Raw genomic sequence first — 17212 nt, 5'->3', positions numbered from 1 at the left:
GACTGCCCGAGCGGACGTGTTGTCGGGCAAACCCGGTTCTACCGAGTCATCCCTAACCGGGCCATCAAAGAATGCGGTACAGCAACCGCTCGGCACGCACCCGGCTGACCCGACGCAGGAAGGTTCTGACGGCGACCGGGTATTCGTTGAGGGTGTCCAGTTCGTCGTACTTGCCGACTCGCTGGGTGTTGCGCATCAATTGTTCGATTTCCGCCTCGCGCGGGCTGAGCCACTGGCCCTGCGGGTCGTCGATCAGCAAAGCGTTTTCCAGGTCAAGGTTGAAGGCCCGGGGGTTCAGATTGTTGCCGGTCAGCAAGGTATAACGCTCGTCGATCCACATGCCCTTGAGGTGAAACGTGTTATCGCCTTCTTTCCACAAGTGCAGGTTCAACTGATGGCGGGCAATGGCCGCTTTATGCTTCTGGGCGAAGCGCCGCAAACTGATCTCGTAGAGATAGGGCAGTGCGGAGATGACCTTGAAGGGCTCTTCGGGGGGGATAAAAAAGTCATTCGCTTTTTTGTCGCCGATGATGATGTCGACTGTCACGCCACGCTTGAGGGCGCGGTTTATCTCCCGTTTCACCGCCAGCGGTACGTTGAAGTACGGCGTGCAGAGGGTCAGTTGGGTTTTGCTCGACGCAATCAACTCCAGGATCGTGAGATTGAGTGGATTTCGCGGGCCGACCCCCAACAAGGGGATTACCCGTAACTCGCCATTGTCGGTAGCCCCGGCCGACGTGTCGTACGTCGTGCGCTTGAGGTGGCTGCGAAACGCACGGATCTCGCTGCGCAGGCTGCGGGATGTTGGGGGCGAAGGCAGGTCCAGGCGATGCACCGCACCGGATGGCAGAATGTCGCGCTGCACCATGGTCTGAAAAGCGTCCGCCAGCGCTTTGCTGTCCAGCACGTGGTAGCGATCCAGCCGGTATTTGTCGAGCTTGTGCAGGTAAACGTTATTGATGCTGGCGCCGCTGTAGATCACCGCGTCATCAATCACACTACCTTTCAAATGCAACACGCCAAACAGCTCGCGGGTTTGCACCGGCACGCCATAGATCGGCACTTCTTCGTCGTATTCCAGATTCTGTGCCTGATACCAGGTGGAATTACCCGGCTGGCGCCCCGCGCCGATCAGGCCGCGCTGGGCCCGAAACCAGTCCACCAGCACCACCACATCCAGCTCGGGCCGCGCGGCCTTGGCGGCATATAACGCGTCGAGCAGTTCCTGGCCGGCTTCGTCCTGCTGCAAATACAGCGCGACGATGTAGATGCGTCGGGTCGCCGATGCGATTTTCTCCAGCAGACAGCGACGGTAATCGGCGGCAGTGGGCAGAATCGTAAGTGCATCGCCAGGCAAGGAAAAACCGCGCAGCGCTGCAAGGGTAGAGCGTCGGAAGTTGGACCGCATAAGCCTCTCGAAGGGGTAAACCAACAGCGCACGAGCTTACACCAGAGTCAGCTTCAGGTCGTGACGCGATCTACCGGTTAGCGAGCTGGAGCGCTCTAATACCCATAGCGCTTCAAAATCTCCTCCATGCTCTCTTTCGCCGGCCGCCCGTAGAACGTCAGCAACTGCGAAGTACGATTGGTGAAGAAGCCATCCACGCCATCCTCGCTGATCTTCTTGAAGTCCACGTCGTCATCGACGGTGTAAGGGTGCACCACCAGCCCCTTGTCGTGGGCCATCTTGTTCATCCAGGGTTTAACCAGGTCCATATAGCTCTGATCGCCACCGTGGGTCAGTTTTGCCGAAGGGCCAGTGCCAATTGCGCCATGAGCCTTGGCCCAGTCCATCCACGCGGCAAACTCGGTTTCGGATTTGACTTCCTGCGCGCCGTAATAGCTGGCCTTGTCCTTGAAGCCTGAATCCTTGTAGGCCACATCGGATTTGGGTTCGATAGACCCTTTACCGATCCACAGCAGCAGCACTTTCGGCACCTGTGGCATTTCCTGTTGCAGCAATTCCAGGCTGGGCTTCTCGAAGGTCTGCAACACGACACGTCCCGGCATGCTTGCCACGTTCACATGGCCTGCACCGGCGGCCGGTCGGGAGGTCAGCCAGTCGCGCTTGTCCAACGCCTTTTTAAGGTCTGCTTCGATCCCTGGGAATTGCGCCGGGACTTTGGTTTCGATGTACAGACCGGGCTTGTTGCTGCCCCCTTCGGCGATGTCGATCACTTCATCCAGGGTCAGGATTTGCAGGCCCGTGTAGCTGCTGCGGGCTCGGTCGGGGTAAGCCTTGTTGAACCAGGAACCCGCGTCCAGTTGCTTGAGTTCAGCCAGGGTGAAGGTGCTGATCGGATCAGCGGCACGCTTGGGGAAAACGGCCGCGACGTTGGTGGTCCGCTCCAGTGTGTCGTCATGAAAGGCGATCAAGACGCCGTCCTTGGTGCGCTGGATATCCATTTCCAGATAGTCCGCCCCCAACTCACGGGCCAGGGTATAAGCCGGAATGGTTTCTTCCGGGGCGTCGAATGAGGCGCCGCGGTGCGCAATGACGGCCGGCCATGGCAGGCCAGCCTGTTCACTTAATAGTTTGCCTGGCGCGTCGGCAGCCGTTGCCAGAGTCGACGACAGCATCAGGCCACTGAACAAGGTCGCGGCCAGCAGGCTGGCGATGGGCGTTTTACGCAACGGGGTTTTCGACATTCCTTTCAACATGGTTTCGGCATTCCTTCTGATCGTCATGGAAGACTGTCTTGATCCGGGGCAGAGCTTTAACAGTATCGGACAGGACCGGCAAGGCGCCTGTCGTTCCCGGTTCGTTTATGTCGCACTCAAATGCGGGGTTGATAAGAGGGTGGTGGCTCACTGCCACGCTTTTGGGCACTATGGGTTCGGCTTGTATCAGCTTGCGCGGCAAATGAGTCCGCAGCGTGAACGCGAGAATTCTCCAGGCAGTCTTTTTATGGAAACAAACACGTACGCAGCGCTGGTGGGATTCGTTGATATGCTCATGGATGCCATTTGCGTGGTCGACTCTCAAGGTCGTTATGTCTATGTCAGTGCCGCGTGCGAACGAATCTTTGGTTACGCGCCCGCAGAGCTGATTGGCCAGCAGATGCTGGATCTGGTCCACCCCGATGACCGGGAAAAAACGCTGACGGCGGCGCGGGAGATCATGGCCGGCCAGCCCAAGCTGCACTTCGAGAATCGCTACATCCATAAAGACGGGCACGTGGTTCACATCATGTGGTCGGCCCGCTGGTCGGAGGTCGATCGTTTGCGAATCGCTGTGGCCCGTGACATCACTGAACTCAAGCGTGCGGAAGCCGTGCGCCTGGCGCTGTTCGATATTTCCGAAGCCGCTCATAAAACGGTGGATCTGGTCAGTCTCTTCAGGCACATGCATCAAATCATTGGTACGTTGCTGCACGCGCGGAATTTTTCCGTCGCGTTGTTCGACCCGCAGCGCAAGCACCTGAATTTCCCTTATCACGCGGACCATCAGGACCCGTTGCGACAAAGTCCTGTGGCCCAGACCCTGGCCCTGGAAATCGCGGCCACGGGGATGGCCGCCCTGTTTTGCGGTGATCAGAAAGCGTCATTGCCCGGTCCTCTGGTCAGCTTGATGGAGGACTCTTCACCGTGCTGGCTCGGTGTGCCGCTCAATGGGCAAAGCGGCACCATTGGCGCATTGATGATCAAGGGCGATAGCGGTGATGGGCATTACAGCGAGCAGGACCAGGAGCTTTTGCAGTTCATCGCCAATCAGGCAACCTCCGCCATTGAACGGCAGCGGATGCACGAGCGCCTGCAGCACATGGCGCAATTCGACGCGCTGACTCACTTGCCCAATCGAATGTTGTTGCATGAGCGGTTGCTCGGTGCGATCGAGCACGCACGGCTCAACGAAGGGCGATTGGCGGTGCTCTATCTGGATCTGGACAAATTCAAGCTGGTCAACGATACGCTCGGTCACGCCGCAGGCGATCAGTTGTTGCAGGAAGTCGCCCGGCGCCTCACGCAGTGCGTACGAGAGTCCGACACCGTCGCCCGGATCGGCGGCGATGAGTTTATCGTGTTGCTGGACCGCATCAGCAAGGATGAAGACGCCCATTTTGTGGCCAACAAGATTCTGGCGGCGCTCAACCAGCCGATCAATTTTGACGGCATTGACTGGCCGATCTTGCCCAGCATTGGCGTCGCCCACTTTCCCCAGGACGGCGACGACCTGGCGCAGCTGTTCAAGTACGCCGACGAGGCGATGTATCTGGCGAAGAAGCAGGGCGGGAACAGGTTTCAGGCATGATCCAGAATGATCAAGCCGGGCACCTTGCCCAAAGCGCGTAACGTCGCGTTACTGTTGCATCCTGTCAACGAATGTTCTGGAGCCCTGCATGACAACGACAGTCCTGGTGTTGGTCGAGAGTGTTAACGAGTATTTACCGATTCTGGAGGCCAGCGGTTTCCGGCTTATTCTTGCGCCAACCCCGGCCATGCGTGCCGAGGCAATTGCGACGCGCGGCGGGGAGATCACGGCCGTTTTGACCCGTGGACCTTTGGGGTTCGAGGCCGAGGAGATGGATGCGCTGCCGGGCCTGAAAATCATCTGTGTGATCGGTGCAGGTTATGAGCGCGTGGACCTGCCTGCGGCCCGGAGCCGAGGCATCGTCGTCACCAATGGGGCGGGGGTGAATGCGCCGACGGTGGCCGATCATGCGATGTCGTTGCTGTTGTCCATCGTGCGCGATATCCCCCAGGCGGACGCGTCGGTGCGCCGCAGCGAATGGCGCAAGCTGACCCGACCGTCGTTCGAAGGCAAACGTCTGGGGATTCTGGGGCTCGGCGCGGTCGGCATGGCCATCGCCCGGCGAGCGGCAGGTTTCGATATGGTGGTGAATTACCATAGCCGCACGCCGCGTCAGGATGTGAATTACACCTATTGCGCGACACCGCTGGAACTGGCCAGCGCCTCGGATTTTTTGATAGTGGCCACCCCAGGCGGGGCGGGCACCCGGCATTTGATCGACCGTGCAGCGATCGAAGCGTTGGGGCCGGAAGGTTTCATCGTCAACATTGCCAGGGCCAGTGTCATTGACACCCAGGCACTGATCCAGGCGTTGCAGCAGCAGTGGATTGCCGGCGCGGCACTGGATGTGTTTGATGACGAGCCGCAAGTGCCCGATGCGCTCAAAACCTTGAACAACGTCGTCCTCACGCCTCATGTGGCGGGCCTGTCGCCTGAAGCGTCCCGGGGTACGGTGCAGTTGGTGGCGGACAATTTGCTGGCCTTTTTCGCGGGCAAACCGGTGTTGACCCCGGTGCGCGGCTGACCGGTGCGCGGGGCCAGCCTCGATGGTTTAGCCCGCGAGCTCGATCCCTCGCGTCAACTCCGTAAACAGCGCCGACACCGAGCGCAGTGCCCGGCAATCCGGCCGCGTCAGCAGCCACAGTGCGCTGTCGTAGCCGGCCAGGGGTTCGCCCAGGGTTTGCAGTTGAGGGCTGTTGACCACCTGAAAATCCGGCAGCGCGGCAACGCCCATTCCCGCCCGGACCAGTTCAGCCACGGCCATCATCGAGCTGCACCGGTAGGTGAGGTTGACGCTGGGCAGTTGCTGGCGTCGCCAGGTGACGGTGGGGTGGTCGGGCAGAAAATCGTCGGGGGCGATCCAGTCCATGAGGGCAGGCTCGACTGGGCCGACGCGCTGCAGATAACTCAGGCTGGCGCAGAGCACGTAGGACACCGTTCCCAGGCGGTTGCCGACCAAGTGTTCCGGCGGGCTGGTGGTCAGGCGCAACGCGATGTCTGCGTCCCTGCTGCTGAGGTTGGCGAAGGTGCTGGATGTGTTGAGCTCCAGCCTGAGCGCCGGGTAAGCTGGCATGAAGCGGGTCAGGGCGGGCAGTAACAGGCTTTGCAACACCGCTTCGGTGCAGGTCAGACGCACGGTACCGCTCACCACATCGCGGCCCTGTTCCAGGCTGATTTGCGCCAGCTCCAATGCCTGTTCGGCGTCTTCTGCCTGCTTGGCCAGTGTCAGCGCTGCCCCGGTGGGGCGATACCCGGTTCGGGTCTTGTCGAACAGCGCAGTGCCCAATGCCGCTTCAAGTCGTCGCACTGAGCGGAACGCCGTGGAAACGTCAACCTTGAGCAGTTCGGCGGCGCGGGCAAGGGTCTTGCCACGGACCAGGGCGAGGATCAACGCGAGGTCGGAATGATTAAGCCGATAGTGCATGGGTGCATTGACCACTTGTGTAAATGCCAATTTTGCTTGCGTGAACGCCAGCATATAGTCCTGCACAGGCGATCAACAATAGATCGCTGTCATTCGGGGAGCAGGCATGAAGCAGGTGATTGAAGCGGGCGAAACGGTGAGCATTGCCTTGGTGGGGGATTACAGCCCGGACGTGCCGGCGCATCAGGCCATTCCGGTTGCGCTGGACATGGCCGCCAGTGCCGCAGGCGTGCGGGTGAATTACACCTGGGTGCCGACGCCGGACGTGCAAGACGGTACCGATCTGGCCCGCTTCGACGGTATCTGGTGTGTACCGGCCAGCCCTTATCTGGACATGAGTGGCGCGCTCACCGCCATTCGCTACGCCCGGGAAAAGTCAGTGCCGTTTCTGGGCACCTGCGGCGGGTTTCAGCATGCGCTGATTGAATACGCTCGCAACGCTCTGGGCTGGCACGACGCCGAGCACGGGGAAACGGCGCCCGAATCGGCCAATGCGATCATCACGCCGTTGAGCTGCTCCCTGGTGCAGGTCATTGCCGACATCCAGTTGATCCCCGGTTCCTTGATCGCCCAGACCTATGGAAAACTGGAAATCGCCGAGCGCTATCAATGCCGCTATGGTCTTCGCCCGGAGCTGCATCAAGCGCTTTTTGCCGGGGCATTGCGGGTCAGCGGCACGGATACCCAAGGCGACACCCGTGCCATTGAACTGCAAGGGCATCCTTTTTTTGTCGCCAGTCTGTTTCAGCCCGAACGTGCGGCCCTTGAAGGGCGTCTGCCGCTGCTCGTTGCAGCATTCCTGAACGCCTGTGTGGACGCCCCTCGAAACGCTTAGTCGGGCTGCACAACCCAAGGTCGATCAGGCAACATCGCTTCTGTAAATGGCGCCGTAGGGCTATGGTCGTCTCCAGAGTATTGCGATGAGTCGAGGTAGTGACATGCTGAGTCGTCTGTTGGGTCGAGTGTTGCGAGGACGCAGTGCCACCGAAAACACGCTGATCTGGAATCATAAAACGGTCGCGTTCGCGCCGGTCAATATCGACCTGCGCAGCCCGGCGTTCGCGTCGATGCAGCGGATTCCGGCCTCTCATGTGGGGTCGGCAGCGGGCGGTAATCTCTCACCGGCGCTTGAGTGGGCCGGGCTGCCGTCAGGTACTCAGGAGTTGGCGCTGATCATTGAAGACGGCGACGCTGCGCTGCCGTTCGCGTTCGTGCATGCCATCGCCGTTGGCATCTCCCCGCAACTGGAGGGCCTGCCGGTGGGCGCCCTGAGCAGCGCCTCCCGTGGCCTTGTGATGTTGGGCCGCAACAGTTTTGGCAACACGGCTTATTTCGGGCCGAGCCCCTTGCCCGGCCATGGGCCGCACCGCTACAGCTTTCAGTTACTGGCACTGGATCGCTCGTTGTATTTCGAAACCCCACCCAATCGCAGTCAATTGCTCAGGGCAATAGCGGGAACGGTCATCGGCCGAGGGCGGCTGGACGGGGTGCATGAGCGGCCTTGAAGTGACAGATGTCTGCCCGCGTTTACCCAGACGCGGGCGATTGATGCATCAGGCATGGCACATTCGAGTTCAGGGCATCATCGGTGGTACGTAGCTCAAGGTCGTGCCAAGCGCCCACAGCAGGAACAGCACCAGAGGCGCATGCACCAGCAATTGCACGAACGAGAAGCCGATCAGATCCCGGGCTTTCAAGCCCAGTACACCCAGCAGCGGCAGCATGTAGAACGGGTTGATCAGGTTCGGCAATGCTTCGGCAGCGTTATATATCTGCACCGCCCAACCCAGGTGGTACTGAAGTTCATTGGCGACCTGCATCACATACGGCGCTTCGATGATCCACTTGCCTCCGCCCGAAGGAATAAAGAAGCCCAGAACGGCCGAGTAAACGCCCATCAGCAGCGCGTAAGTGTCATGGGAGGCGATGCTGGTGAAGAACGTCGAGATGTGATGCGCCAGGGTTTGTGCGTCAGTGCCTTTGACGGTGGTCATCAGCGCTGCAATCGAGCCGTACAACGGGAACTGGATCAACACACCCGTGGTGGTGGGTACGGCGCGGGTCACGGCATCCAGAAAACTGCGCGGACGCCAGTGCAGCAGGGCGCCCAGCATGATGAACAGGAAGTTATAGGTGTTCAGCCCGGAGATCGCGGTAATCGCCGGTTTGGTCGAGAACTCGTTGAACAGCCAGCCCGAGGCCAGTAACACCATCAGGATAATCAGCAACGGGCTGTATTCCAGCCACTCGCCGGGGCGGGTCCGTGCAGGCAGCGCCGGGAGGCTGAACGACGGGTCTACGCCGCAAGCCTTGGCATCCTTGGCGCTGTTCGGACCCGGCGCGGTGGCGTAGGCAACCACCAGCGAGACGACCACCAGTGCTGCCAGCAACACACCGGACTGCCAGAGGAAAATCGTGTCGGTGAACGGGATGACACCTGTGATGGCCAGTATTGACGGCGGCAGGCTGCCGGGGTTGGCTTGCAGTTGCGCAGCGGACGAGGATAGCCCCAGCGCCCAGACCGCACCCAGGCCCAGATAAGCCGCAGCACCTGCCGCCCGATAATCCATGCGCAAGTCAGTACGGCGGGCGAGGGCGCGTACCAGCAAGCCGCCGAAGACCAGCGACAAACCCCAGTTCAGCAACGATGCCACCATGGAGATCAACGCCACCCATGCCACCGCCGAGCGCCCGTTTTTCGGGAGGCGTGCCAGACGGTCGATAAGCTTGACCGCTGGCGGCGAGCTGGCCACCACATAACCGCCGATGACCACGAACGCCATTTGCATGGTGAACGGGATCAGGCTCCAGAAGCCATCACCGAACGCCTTGGCAGCCTCGGCAGGGCGCGCGCCCATGGCCAGGGTCGCGACGGTGACGATGACCACGGCCAGGGCGGCAAACACCCAGGAATCAGGGAACCAGCGTTCCGCCCACTTGGCGCAACGCAGGGCAAAACGGGCATAGCGGCTTTCTTCGATGTCGGTGGCCATGGGGCTTGCCTCTTGTATTTATTATTGGGATTACAACCTTGTATATCTGTGTCGCCACCGATCATTGCCCTGTTAGTGTCGCGTTTTTCGATCGGGTGGCGGCCACAGCATTGGCGGTGCTGCTCATCCAGGTTTCGCCCTGACGGTCGACCCCATTTTGTTTCGGCAAAATGGGGGAAAACCGTTTGTGCTGGCGTCCGGCCCCCTCCCGGCTAAAGCCGGTTCCACAAGGTCGTTGTGCATGTGCGTAAATCGACCCACGGAGCAATGTCGGCGTTCGGGAATTGCGAGAAGCGCAACCGGACAGATGAGCGGACGGTTTTTACTTTGCCAAGACAAAGTGGCTTTTTGTTTTATAGGCAGCCGTAAGGGCGCAAAAGTGACTATGCGTCACCGCCGCTGCCGGATATACACCTAAACCCACTACCAACAACACCAGAGTTGCCGATCAGAACGTCATCTCCACCACATCATCCGGCACGATCAGCGTGCCCGCCGTCTTGGCAATGATTTCGTCAATGCTCACGCCGGGCGCACGTTCGCGCAGGATGAACGCGCCGTTTTCGATTTCCAGGTAGGCCAGGTCGGTCAGCACCTTGCGGATGCATCCGGCACCAGTCAGCGGCAAGCTGCAGCGGTCCAGCAACTTGGATTCGCCGTCCTTGGATGCGTGGGTCATGGTGACAATGATGTTGTCAGCCCCGGCCACCAGGTCCATGGCACCGCCCATGCCTTTGACCAGCTTGCCCGGAATCATCCACGAGGCGATGTTGCCTTCCACGTCCACTTCGAAGGCCCCCAGCACGGTGAGGTCCACGTGGCCGCCACGGATCATTGCGAAGGATTGTGATGAGTCGAAGATCGAAGCGCCGATGCGTGCGGTGACGGTTTGTTTGCCTGCGTTGATCATGTCGGCGTCGATGGTTTCCTCGGTAGGAAATGCCCCCATGCCCAGCAGGCCGTTCTCCGATTGCAACATCACGTCAATGTCGTCGGGCACGTAGTTGGCAACCAGGGTTGGAATCCCGATGCCCAGGTTCACGTAATAACCGTCTTTGAGTTCGCGTGCGACGCGTTGAGCCATTTGTTCGCGGGAAAGTGCCATGGTCTGAAATCTCTTGTTGTTTTATCGCTGCCTGCACACGCAAGCGCCGGGAGAACGCAAAAGCGAGGGCCTCAGGCCTTGCGCACGGTGCGCTGTTCTATACGCTTCTCGAAAGTGCCCTGGATCACTCGATTGACATAGATGCCAGGGGTATGAATTTCCGAAGGCAGCAGCACGCCCGGCTCGACGATTTCTTCAACCTCCACCACGGTGATCCTGCCAGCGGTGGCGACCACCGGGTTGAAGTTCTGTGCGGTATGGCGATAGACCACGTTGCCGAAGTGATCGGCTTTCCAGCCTTTGACGATGGCGAAGTCACCGGTGATGGCTTCTTCAAGAATTACATTGCGGCCATTGAACTGGCGGGTTTCCTTGCCTTCGGCCACCGGTGTGCCGTATCCGGTGGCTGTGTAGAAGGCTGGAATGCCAGCTCCGCCGGCGCGCATCTTTTCGGCCAAGGTGCCTTGAGGCGTGAGTTCGACTTCCAGTTCGCCGCTGAGCAACTGGCGTTCGAACAACGCGTTTTCACCGACATAGGACGCGATCATCTTACGGATCTGTCGGTCTTCGAGCAGGATGCCCAGCCCAAAGCCGTCCACGCCGCAGTTGTTGGACACAACGGTCAGGCCCCTGACGCCCATGCGTTTGATTTCTGCGATGAGGTTTTCCGGGATGCCGCAAAGGCCGAATCCACCGGACAGCACGGTCATGTTGTCGGTTAGCCCGGCGAGGGCTTCTTGATAGGTCGCAACGCGTTTGTCGAGTCCAGCCATGATTGATCCGCCTTTTTATAGTTGTGGCCGACAGACTGGCTGTCGGAGGAGCGTTCGCTGCATCTTCTCTCGGGCTCAATGTTTTGTTAATTTTGTTTTTCTGATGAATTGATAAAGAAAACAAATAAATGAACGTGAAGCAGCTTCGGGCTTTTCTCGCGGTGGCGCAGTACCTGAGCTTCGCCCAGGCGGGGGAACGGCTGCACCTTTCACAACCGGCCCTGAGCCTGACCATCAAGAGTCTGGAAGAGGACCTGGGCGGGCAGTTGCTCAGTCGCACCACGCGAAGCGTCAGCCTCACTCCGGAAGGTGAAACCCTGTTGCCGCTGGCGCGGCAGTTGCTCGCCGATTGGGACAACGCCGAAGAGCTGCTGCGCCAGCGCTTTACCCTGCAATTGGGCAAGGTCTCGGTGGCGGCCATGCCTTCTTTTGCGGGCAATCTGTTGCCCGGCGCGCTCAAGGTGTTTCGCAGTCGCTACCCCCGGGTCAACGTGGCGGTGCACGATCTGATCAACGAAGAAGTTCTGGAGATGGTTCGCCACCGGCGGGTCGAACTGGGGATCGGCTTCGAGCCGGAGTCAGGTAATTCTCTGGTGTTCACGCCGTTCTATACCGACCGTTTCGTCGCCGTGGTGCCACTGGATTCCCCGCTGGCCCAGCGCACTGAGCTGAGTTGGCATGAGTTGCTCAAGGAAGACTTTATCGCCTTGCAACGACCTTCTGCTGTGCGATTGCTGCTGGAACAGAGCCTGGCAGCGCAGCACGGCAAATTGTCGGTGGCGTTCGAAAGCCATCAACTGGCGACAGTGGGACGCATGGTGGCCAGCGGGCTTGGGGTGAGCGCCGTACCGTCACTGTGCATTTCGCAAATGCAGGAATTGGGTGCGCGCTGCATTGCCTTGGTGGATCCGCGCATCGAGCGGCGCATCGGCCTGATGATGCTTGCCGATCACAAGCTGTCGGCTGCGGCACAGGCGCTTCGGGATGTGCTGATCGAGTACGCGCAACGCCCGCGGCCTCAACTCCCGGTTCTCAATAACGACTATCAAGCGCGATGATTTTTGCGTAAACGGCGGCGGGCGTAGCCTTGGCTCATTCCCGAACGAGTCATTCTGGAGACTCCCATGAACCGCATTCTCGCCGTTGCCCTGTTGCTTTGCGTTGCCGTTGTTTCAGGTTGTTCAACCCATCACGCCGTGGAATTGCGTCCCTATACGGCCGAGGAAACCCATCAGTTGGCCCTTGAAGACCTGAACCGTCGCGGGTTGTCGTTTGACGAGTATCAGGCTCGCAAGGCTCAGCTCATGGCCAAACCCACCTTGCAGGCGACCCGTGAATTTGACGATCGCGGTGAGTTCAGCGTCGAGCGCGCCGAGACACATCAGGATCGCCAGGGTTGAGGCTGGATAACAGTCCTCGATAATTCGCACCAAGCGTAAACTGTACCGGTCTTATTTTTACCCAGCTGTTCGTGTGTTTCGAGCGGTCGCTCCGTTAGGGTTGATGCCTTATCTCAACCCCGCGGACGGTGTCATGACCCTTTCTTTCGATTTGCTCCTGGCCTTCGCGTTATTTGCGTTTGTCACCTCCGTTACGCCGGGTCCGAACAACATGATGCTGCTGGCCTCGGGTGTGAACTTTGGCTTCAGCCGTTCGGTTCCGCATATTCTGGGCATCAGCAGCGGGTTTTTCAGCCTGGTGCTCGCGGTGGGGCTTGGCCTGGGTGCGGCCTTCAAGGCTTATCCTTTGCTCTACAGCGTGTTGCGATACGCTGGGGCGGCTTATTTGCTGTATCTGGCCTGGAAAATCGCCACGTCCGGTCCGGGTTCAGAGGGGGATGGGCCTGAGGGAACGCCACAAACCTTTCTGCAGGCAGCCGCTTTTCAATGGGTCAACCCCAAGGCCTGGGTCATGGCGGTGGGGGCGATCAGCACTTACACACCCTTGCAGGGCTACTTCACCAACGTCATCGTGATTTCCACCGTGTTTGCGTTGATCAACGCGCCGAGCGTCTGTGTCTGGGCCGGCTGCGGCAGCCTGTTGCGCAATGCGCTACGTGACCCCTTTTGGTTGCGGGTTTTCAACGGCGTGATGGCAACGTTGCTGGTGGTGTCGCTGTATCCACTGCTGGAAGGCTGACTGAAGGATTCTCCCGCGTCATTCCTGCAACCCCGCGACTGCTTCGCACACCTGAATCGCAGGCAAAAAAATCCCCGCAGTCGGTCTGTGCGGGGACGTTTTGTTGCTTGTTGCTTAAGCGCCGGGCAATCAGTTGCGGAACGCAGCGCCGGTCTGGATGACGTTGGCCGAACCTAGCAACTGGCTGACGAAGCGGCTCCAGCGCGTGATGTTGGCCGGGCCTACGAACACAACGTCCTGTGCCGCGAGTTCAAACTCTTTGGCCAGAATGTAGGCGGTGGGTTTTTCGGCATTGAGGTGGTAAACCGTGGCACCTGTTTTCGCCTGGTTGTCAGCGCCGCGAATCACATAAACGGCATCTCCATCCGCGCTGTCCGGGCTCAGGCCACCGGCATTACCCAAGGCTTCGAGCAACGTCACGCTGGTGGTACCGAAGGAAATGACCTGCGGTCGCTGGACTTCGCCCATCACGTAGATCTTGTTTTTCGAGTTGCTGTTCAGGTGCAGGTAGTCGCCGTCCTTGAGGAAAATTTTGCTCAGTTGCGAATCCTTGCGGTTGAGGGCATCCACGTCGAGCACGTAATCCTTGCCGTCGCGGCGCAGGGTCAGGCCGGCGAGGTTGGCGTCCGCCAGGTCAAGGCCCGCAATGCTGATGGCTTGTACCAGGCTTAGCGGGATATTGGTGATCGATTGCGGGCCAGGGTTTTTGAAGGCGCCGGAGAGTAATACACGCTGGCTGTTGTAGCGCAGGACTTTGACGTCGACCTTGACCTCGGTGTACTGCGGCGACAGGCCCATGCGCAATTGGTCGCGGATCTGTCCGACCGTCTTGCCGGCCGCCTGGATCCTGCCGACATAAGGGAAGTAGAGTGTACCGTCACTCAATACTTCCCGACTGTTGGCATCGAGTTGATCCTGAGAGCCGGGTGCGGTCAACTCCGGGTGTTCGAACACGATCACCAGCAGTGTGTCACCCGGGCCCACGATGTACTCGGGGGTTTTGTAGTTCACTAGCTCGGATGGCAGCGTCCTGGCGGCAGTCGTTGCTTGCTGCCTCTGCTGTTTGAGGGTTTGGGGGGTTATGTTGACCAGATGAACATCCGGGCCGTCCGGGTCTTTCTTTTCAACATCACTTGGAGTCATGTGCTGCCCGGGTGCGAAGGCGCAGCCTTGCAAAATCAGACTGGAGAGCAGCACAACAGCTAGGGTTAGCTTCATATAATTCTTCCTTCCTAAAGGTGCGCTTTGGCACCACAGTGATTTCATTGCGTCCCTTACCAACACCGACATTGACTTCATGTGTGTTTTTTCGAATGCGCGCACCTCCCGCGGGGCCTGTGGCCCCGAAGCGTTGTTGTCAGGGAATGAGTGGGTTCAGAAGGCGTTCTTGTTGAGAAAGCCCTTGAACACGGTCAACAGAATGATTTTCAGATCCAGCCACAGCGACCAGTGCTCGATGTATTCAAGGTCGTATTCGACCCGTTTCTGCATCTTGTCCAGCGTGTCGGTTTCGCCGCGCCAGCCGTTGATCTGCGCCCAGCCAGTGATGCCCGGCTTGACCTTGTGGCGCAACATGTAGCCGCTGACCTGTTTGCGGTATTGCTCGTTGTGGGCCACTGCGTGCGGGCGCGGGCCGACGATGGACATGTCGCCGCGCAGCACGTTGAAAAACTGCGGCAGTTCGTCCAGAGACGTCCGCCGCAGGAATGCGCCCAATGGCGTAATGCGTGAGTCATTGCGCGTGGCCTGGCGAACGACCTCGCCGTTTTCCTGGACGTTCATGCTGCGAAATTTCCAGACCATGATCGGCTTGCCGTCCAGCCCGTAGCGGCGTTGGCGAAACAGCACCGGGCCGGGGGATGTCAACTTGATCGCAACGGCGATCAGCGCCAGTGGCAGCGCAATCATCAACAGGATCACGCTCGACAGCAGAATGTCTTCGATGCGTTTGACCAGGCTCCAGGCGCCGTCCATGGGGGAGTCGAAGATGCTGATGCTCGCCAGCCCGTTGATGCTTTCGCTGCGGGCGTGCAGCAGTTCGAACATGAACACGTCCGGTATCACGTACACCGATGCCGTGGTATCGCTCAGCCCCTTCACCAGTTCATGCAAGTGCGGCTGGCCGTCGAGCCCGAGGGTGATGTAGATCTTGTCGATACGCCCCTGGCGAGCATCCTCGATCAACTGGTCAAGATCACCCAGCAGCGGAATCTGCCGACTGAGGCCGCTGGCTGGCGCCCGTGACGGCTGGACATCGTAAAACCCGAGCAATTGCAGGCCCATCCAGGACGCCCCGCAAATCGACTCGGCCAGGCGCTCTCCCACTTGGCCGGTGCCGACGATAGCCACCCTTCGGGTATTGAAACCGCGTCGACGCAAGCCGTGAAGGACGCTGCGAATCAACAGCCGATAGCCACACAGCACCGCCAGCACCGAGGCGAACCAGGCCATCTGGCTGTTATTGGGCAACTGCACATGATTGAGCAGCAGGTAATCCACCGACAGCAGAATGACAAAGGTCAGGCCCCAGTAATTGAAGACCTTGGTCAGCTCACGAAGGATGCGTTCGCCGCGCCATGAACCGTACAGTTGGTGAAACTCGCTGAGCCAGTGAAAAACCAGCACTGCCAACAGGATCAGCAGCCAGGCTTCTGCACTGGAAACCGACGGGGCCTGATGGCTTTGCCAGTAACCGCCCAGCACGATGACGCTCAGATCCAGCAGACGATGGGCAACCGACAGCAGGGATTGATGCGCATGAAGGATGCCCCGAACTTGCGTACGCATAGACGTTGCTCGCTCAGACGGATTTGATCGGAACGACACGTGCACTCACGTCGCTGTTGACCAGAATCGGCGTGGCTTGCGGCATGCGGTATTGCATCGGTTGACGCGCCAGGCGTGCCGCCGCCAGACGGCTCTCGACGAAACTTTTGATCTCATGCTCGAAACGCTCGCCGGAGAAACGTTCCGCATTCGCGCGGCAGGCTTGAACCGTGATGCGCGATTGTGAGGATTCGAATTCCCCGACGGCGGCCACCACCGCCGACATCGTCTGCTCGTGAAAAAACACGCCGGTCGGCTGTGGGTGGTCCAGACCGCAGACGGTTTCCAGAGCGCCGCCCTTGGCAAACGCAATGACGGGCGTACCGCACGCCTGGGCCTCCACCGGACTGATGCCAAAATCCTCCTCGGCCGCGAAGACAAATGCCTTGGCATTGCGCATGTGTTCCAACAGCACGGTGAAAGGCTGATACCCCAGCAGTGTGACGTTGGGCGCGTGAATAGCCTTGGCCCGGGCCATTTCCGGGCCGTCACCGATCACGATCAGACGTTTTTCCGGCATGGCCGCGAACGCCTCGATGATCATGGGCATGCGTTTGTAGGGCACCATTCGCGACGCCGTGAAGTAGTAATCCTTCTTGGTCTCCTGAGGCGTGAAATTGACCGTATCGACCGGCGGGTAAATCACCGTTGATTCGCGACGATAGGCTTTGGAAATTCGCCCGCCGATGAAGTAGGAGTTGGCAATGAAATCGTCCACGCCGGCCGAGGTGCGTTGGTCCCACATGCGGATGTAATGCAGGACCATGCGCGCCACTTTGCTCTTGAAACCGGTGCTCATGCCCGACTCCAGCAAGTATTGATGCTGCAGGTCCCAGGCATAGCGGATCGGCGAGTGTACGTAGCTGATGTGCAACTGATCGGGGCCACTGAGCACGCCTTTGGCCACGGCATGGCTGCTGCTGATGATCAGGTCGTAGCCCGACAGATCCAGTTGTTCGATGGCCAGCGGCATCAGCGGCAGGTAACGTTGGTAGTGAGTCCGGGCTTTGGGCAGGCGCTGGATGAACGTGGTTTTGGCGACCTTGCCGCCCAGATGTGCGCGATCCTGGTCGCTGAGAAAGTCAATCACGGAAAACAGATCGGCCTCGGGCCAGATGCGCAGCAGCGAGGCCAGAACGCGCTCGGCTCCGGCGTAAGTCACTAGCCAGTCGTGGACTATAGCTATTCTCATGGGGTTTC

Annotated in this window: 16 protein-coding genes; 7 read left to right on the top strand and 9 right to left on the bottom strand. The window is 59.5% G+C overall.

Annotated features, from left to right (window positions below; all coding sequences use genetic code 11):
• Nucleotides 1–64 precede the first annotated feature (64 nt).
• Together pssA and ACP7B0_RS13560 are read right to left on the bottom strand one after the other, a co-directional pair.
• Nucleotides 65–1408: a CDP-diacylglycerol--serine O-phosphatidyltransferase gene (gene pssA, locus ACP7B0_RS13565; protein WP_426141920.1), complete on the bottom strand. Its 1344-nt coding sequence runs from the start codon at nucleotides 1406–1408 to the stop codon at nucleotides 65–67.
• A 95-nt stretch (nucleotides 1409–1503) separates the two neighbouring features.
• Nucleotides 1504–2658, bottom strand: a complete 1155-nt coding sequence (locus ACP7B0_RS13560) for a glycerophosphodiester phosphodiesterase (protein WP_426142173.1) — start codon at nucleotides 2656–2658, stop codon at nucleotides 1504–1506.
• A gap of 250 nt (nucleotides 2659–2908) precedes the next feature.
• Between ACP7B0_RS13560 and ACP7B0_RS13555 the strand changes: the two genes are divergently transcribed.
• Both ACP7B0_RS13555 and ACP7B0_RS13550 read left to right on the top strand, forming a co-directional pair.
• Complete coding sequence (locus tag ACP7B0_RS13555; RefSeq protein ID WP_426141919.1) at nucleotides 2909–4252, top strand: diguanylate cyclase domain-containing protein; 1344 nt, start codon at nucleotides 2909–2911, stop codon at nucleotides 4250–4252.
• Between the two features lie 88 nt (nucleotides 4253–4340).
• Nucleotides 4341–5276: a 2-hydroxyacid dehydrogenase gene (locus ACP7B0_RS13550; protein ID WP_426141918.1), complete on the top strand. Its 936-nt coding sequence runs from the start codon at nucleotides 4341–4343 to the stop codon at nucleotides 5274–5276.
• Between the two features lie 27 nt (nucleotides 5277–5303).
• Here ACP7B0_RS13550 and ACP7B0_RS13545 read toward each other — a convergent pair whose 3' ends face one another.
• Nucleotides 5304–6230, bottom strand: coding sequence for a LysR family transcriptional regulator (locus ACP7B0_RS13545; RefSeq protein WP_426141917.1), 927 nt, complete (start codon nucleotides 6228–6230; stop codon nucleotides 5304–5306).
• Between the two features lie 52 nt (nucleotides 6231–6282).
• Here ACP7B0_RS13545 and ACP7B0_RS13540 point away from each other — a divergent pair, with 52 nt between their 5' ends.
• A complete protein-coding gene (locus tag ACP7B0_RS13540) occupies nucleotides 6283–7011 on the top strand; it encodes a CTP synthase C-terminal region-related (seleno)protein (protein WP_426141916.1) in 729 nt (242 codons plus the stop codon).
• A gap of 103 nt (nucleotides 7012–7114) precedes the next feature.
• Nucleotides 7115–7681, top strand: coding sequence for a YbhB/YbcL family Raf kinase inhibitor-like protein (locus ACP7B0_RS13535; RefSeq protein WP_426141915.1), 567 nt, complete (start codon nucleotides 7115–7117; stop codon nucleotides 7679–7681).
• 69 nt (nucleotides 7682–7750) lie between these two features.
• On the opposite strand, the gene ACP7B0_RS13530 is transcribed toward ACP7B0_RS13535, so the two are convergent.
• From ACP7B0_RS13530 to ACP7B0_RS13520, 3 genes are all read right to left on the bottom strand, one after another.
• The gene (locus ACP7B0_RS13530; RefSeq protein WP_426141914.1) at nucleotides 7751–9169 is read right to left on the bottom strand and encodes a short-chain fatty acid transporter; all 1419 of its coding nucleotides are present in this window, start codon (nucleotides 9167–9169) and stop codon (nucleotides 7751–7753) included.
• A 448-nt stretch (nucleotides 9170–9617) separates the two neighbouring features.
• On the bottom strand, nucleotides 9618–10274 hold the full coding sequence (locus ACP7B0_RS13525; protein ID WP_426141913.1) for a CoA transferase subunit B: 657 nt from the start codon (nucleotides 10272–10274) through the stop codon (nucleotides 9618–9620).
• Nucleotides 10275–10345: 71 nt separating this feature from the next.
• A complete protein-coding gene (locus tag ACP7B0_RS13520; protein WP_065834703.1) occupies nucleotides 10346–11047 on the bottom strand; it encodes a CoA transferase subunit A in 702 nt (233 codons plus the stop codon).
• 128 nt (nucleotides 11048–11175) lie between these two features.
• On the opposite strand from ACP7B0_RS13520, the gene ACP7B0_RS13515 reads away from it, so the two are divergent.
• The 3 genes from ACP7B0_RS13515 (at nucleotide 11176) to ACP7B0_RS13505 (ending at nucleotide 13186) form a co-directional block, all read left to right on the top strand.
• Nucleotides 11176–12105, top strand: coding sequence for a LysR family transcriptional regulator (locus ACP7B0_RS13515; RefSeq protein WP_426141912.1), 930 nt, complete (start codon nucleotides 11176–11178; stop codon nucleotides 12103–12105).
• A gap of 66 nt (nucleotides 12106–12171) precedes the next feature.
• The gene (locus ACP7B0_RS13510) at nucleotides 12172–12447 is read left to right on the top strand and encodes a hypothetical protein (protein WP_426141911.1); all 276 of its coding nucleotides are present in this window, start codon (nucleotides 12172–12174) and stop codon (nucleotides 12445–12447) included.
• 133 nt (nucleotides 12448–12580) lie between these two features.
• On the top strand, nucleotides 12581–13186 hold the full coding sequence (locus ACP7B0_RS13505) for a LysE family translocator (RefSeq protein WP_426141910.1): 606 nt from the start codon (nucleotides 12581–12583) through the stop codon (nucleotides 13184–13186).
• Nucleotides 13187–13315: 129 nt separating this feature from the next.
• Here ACP7B0_RS13505 and ACP7B0_RS13500 read toward each other — a convergent pair whose 3' ends face one another.
• The 3 genes from ACP7B0_RS13500 to ACP7B0_RS13490 all read right to left on the bottom strand — a co-directional run bounded on the left by ACP7B0_RS13500 (nucleotide 13316) and on the right by ACP7B0_RS13490 (nucleotide 17204).
• On the bottom strand, nucleotides 13316–14404 hold the full coding sequence (locus tag ACP7B0_RS13500; protein WP_426141909.1) for a polysaccharide biosynthesis/export family protein: 1089 nt from the start codon (nucleotides 14402–14404) through the stop codon (nucleotides 13316–13318).
• A gap of 156 nt (nucleotides 14405–14560) precedes the next feature.
• A complete protein-coding gene (locus tag ACP7B0_RS13495; RefSeq protein ID WP_426141908.1) occupies nucleotides 14561–15973 on the bottom strand; it encodes an undecaprenyl-phosphate glucose phosphotransferase in 1413 nt (470 codons plus the stop codon).
• Nucleotides 15974–15986: 13 nt separating this feature from the next.
• Complete coding sequence (locus tag ACP7B0_RS13490; protein ID WP_426141907.1) at nucleotides 15987–17204, bottom strand: glycosyltransferase family 4 protein; 1218 nt, start codon at nucleotides 17202–17204, stop codon at nucleotides 15987–15989.
• Nucleotides 17205–17212: the final 8 nt, after the last annotated feature.

The sequence above is a fragment of the Pseudomonas sp. DWP3-1-2 genome (assembly GCF_049896285.1).
GTDB lineage: Bacteria > Pseudomonadota > Gammaproteobacteria > Pseudomonadales > Pseudomonadaceae > Aquipseudomonas.
The sequence above is the reverse complement of the archived record's forward strand: the minus strand, read 5'-3'. Positions and strand labels throughout refer to the sequence as shown.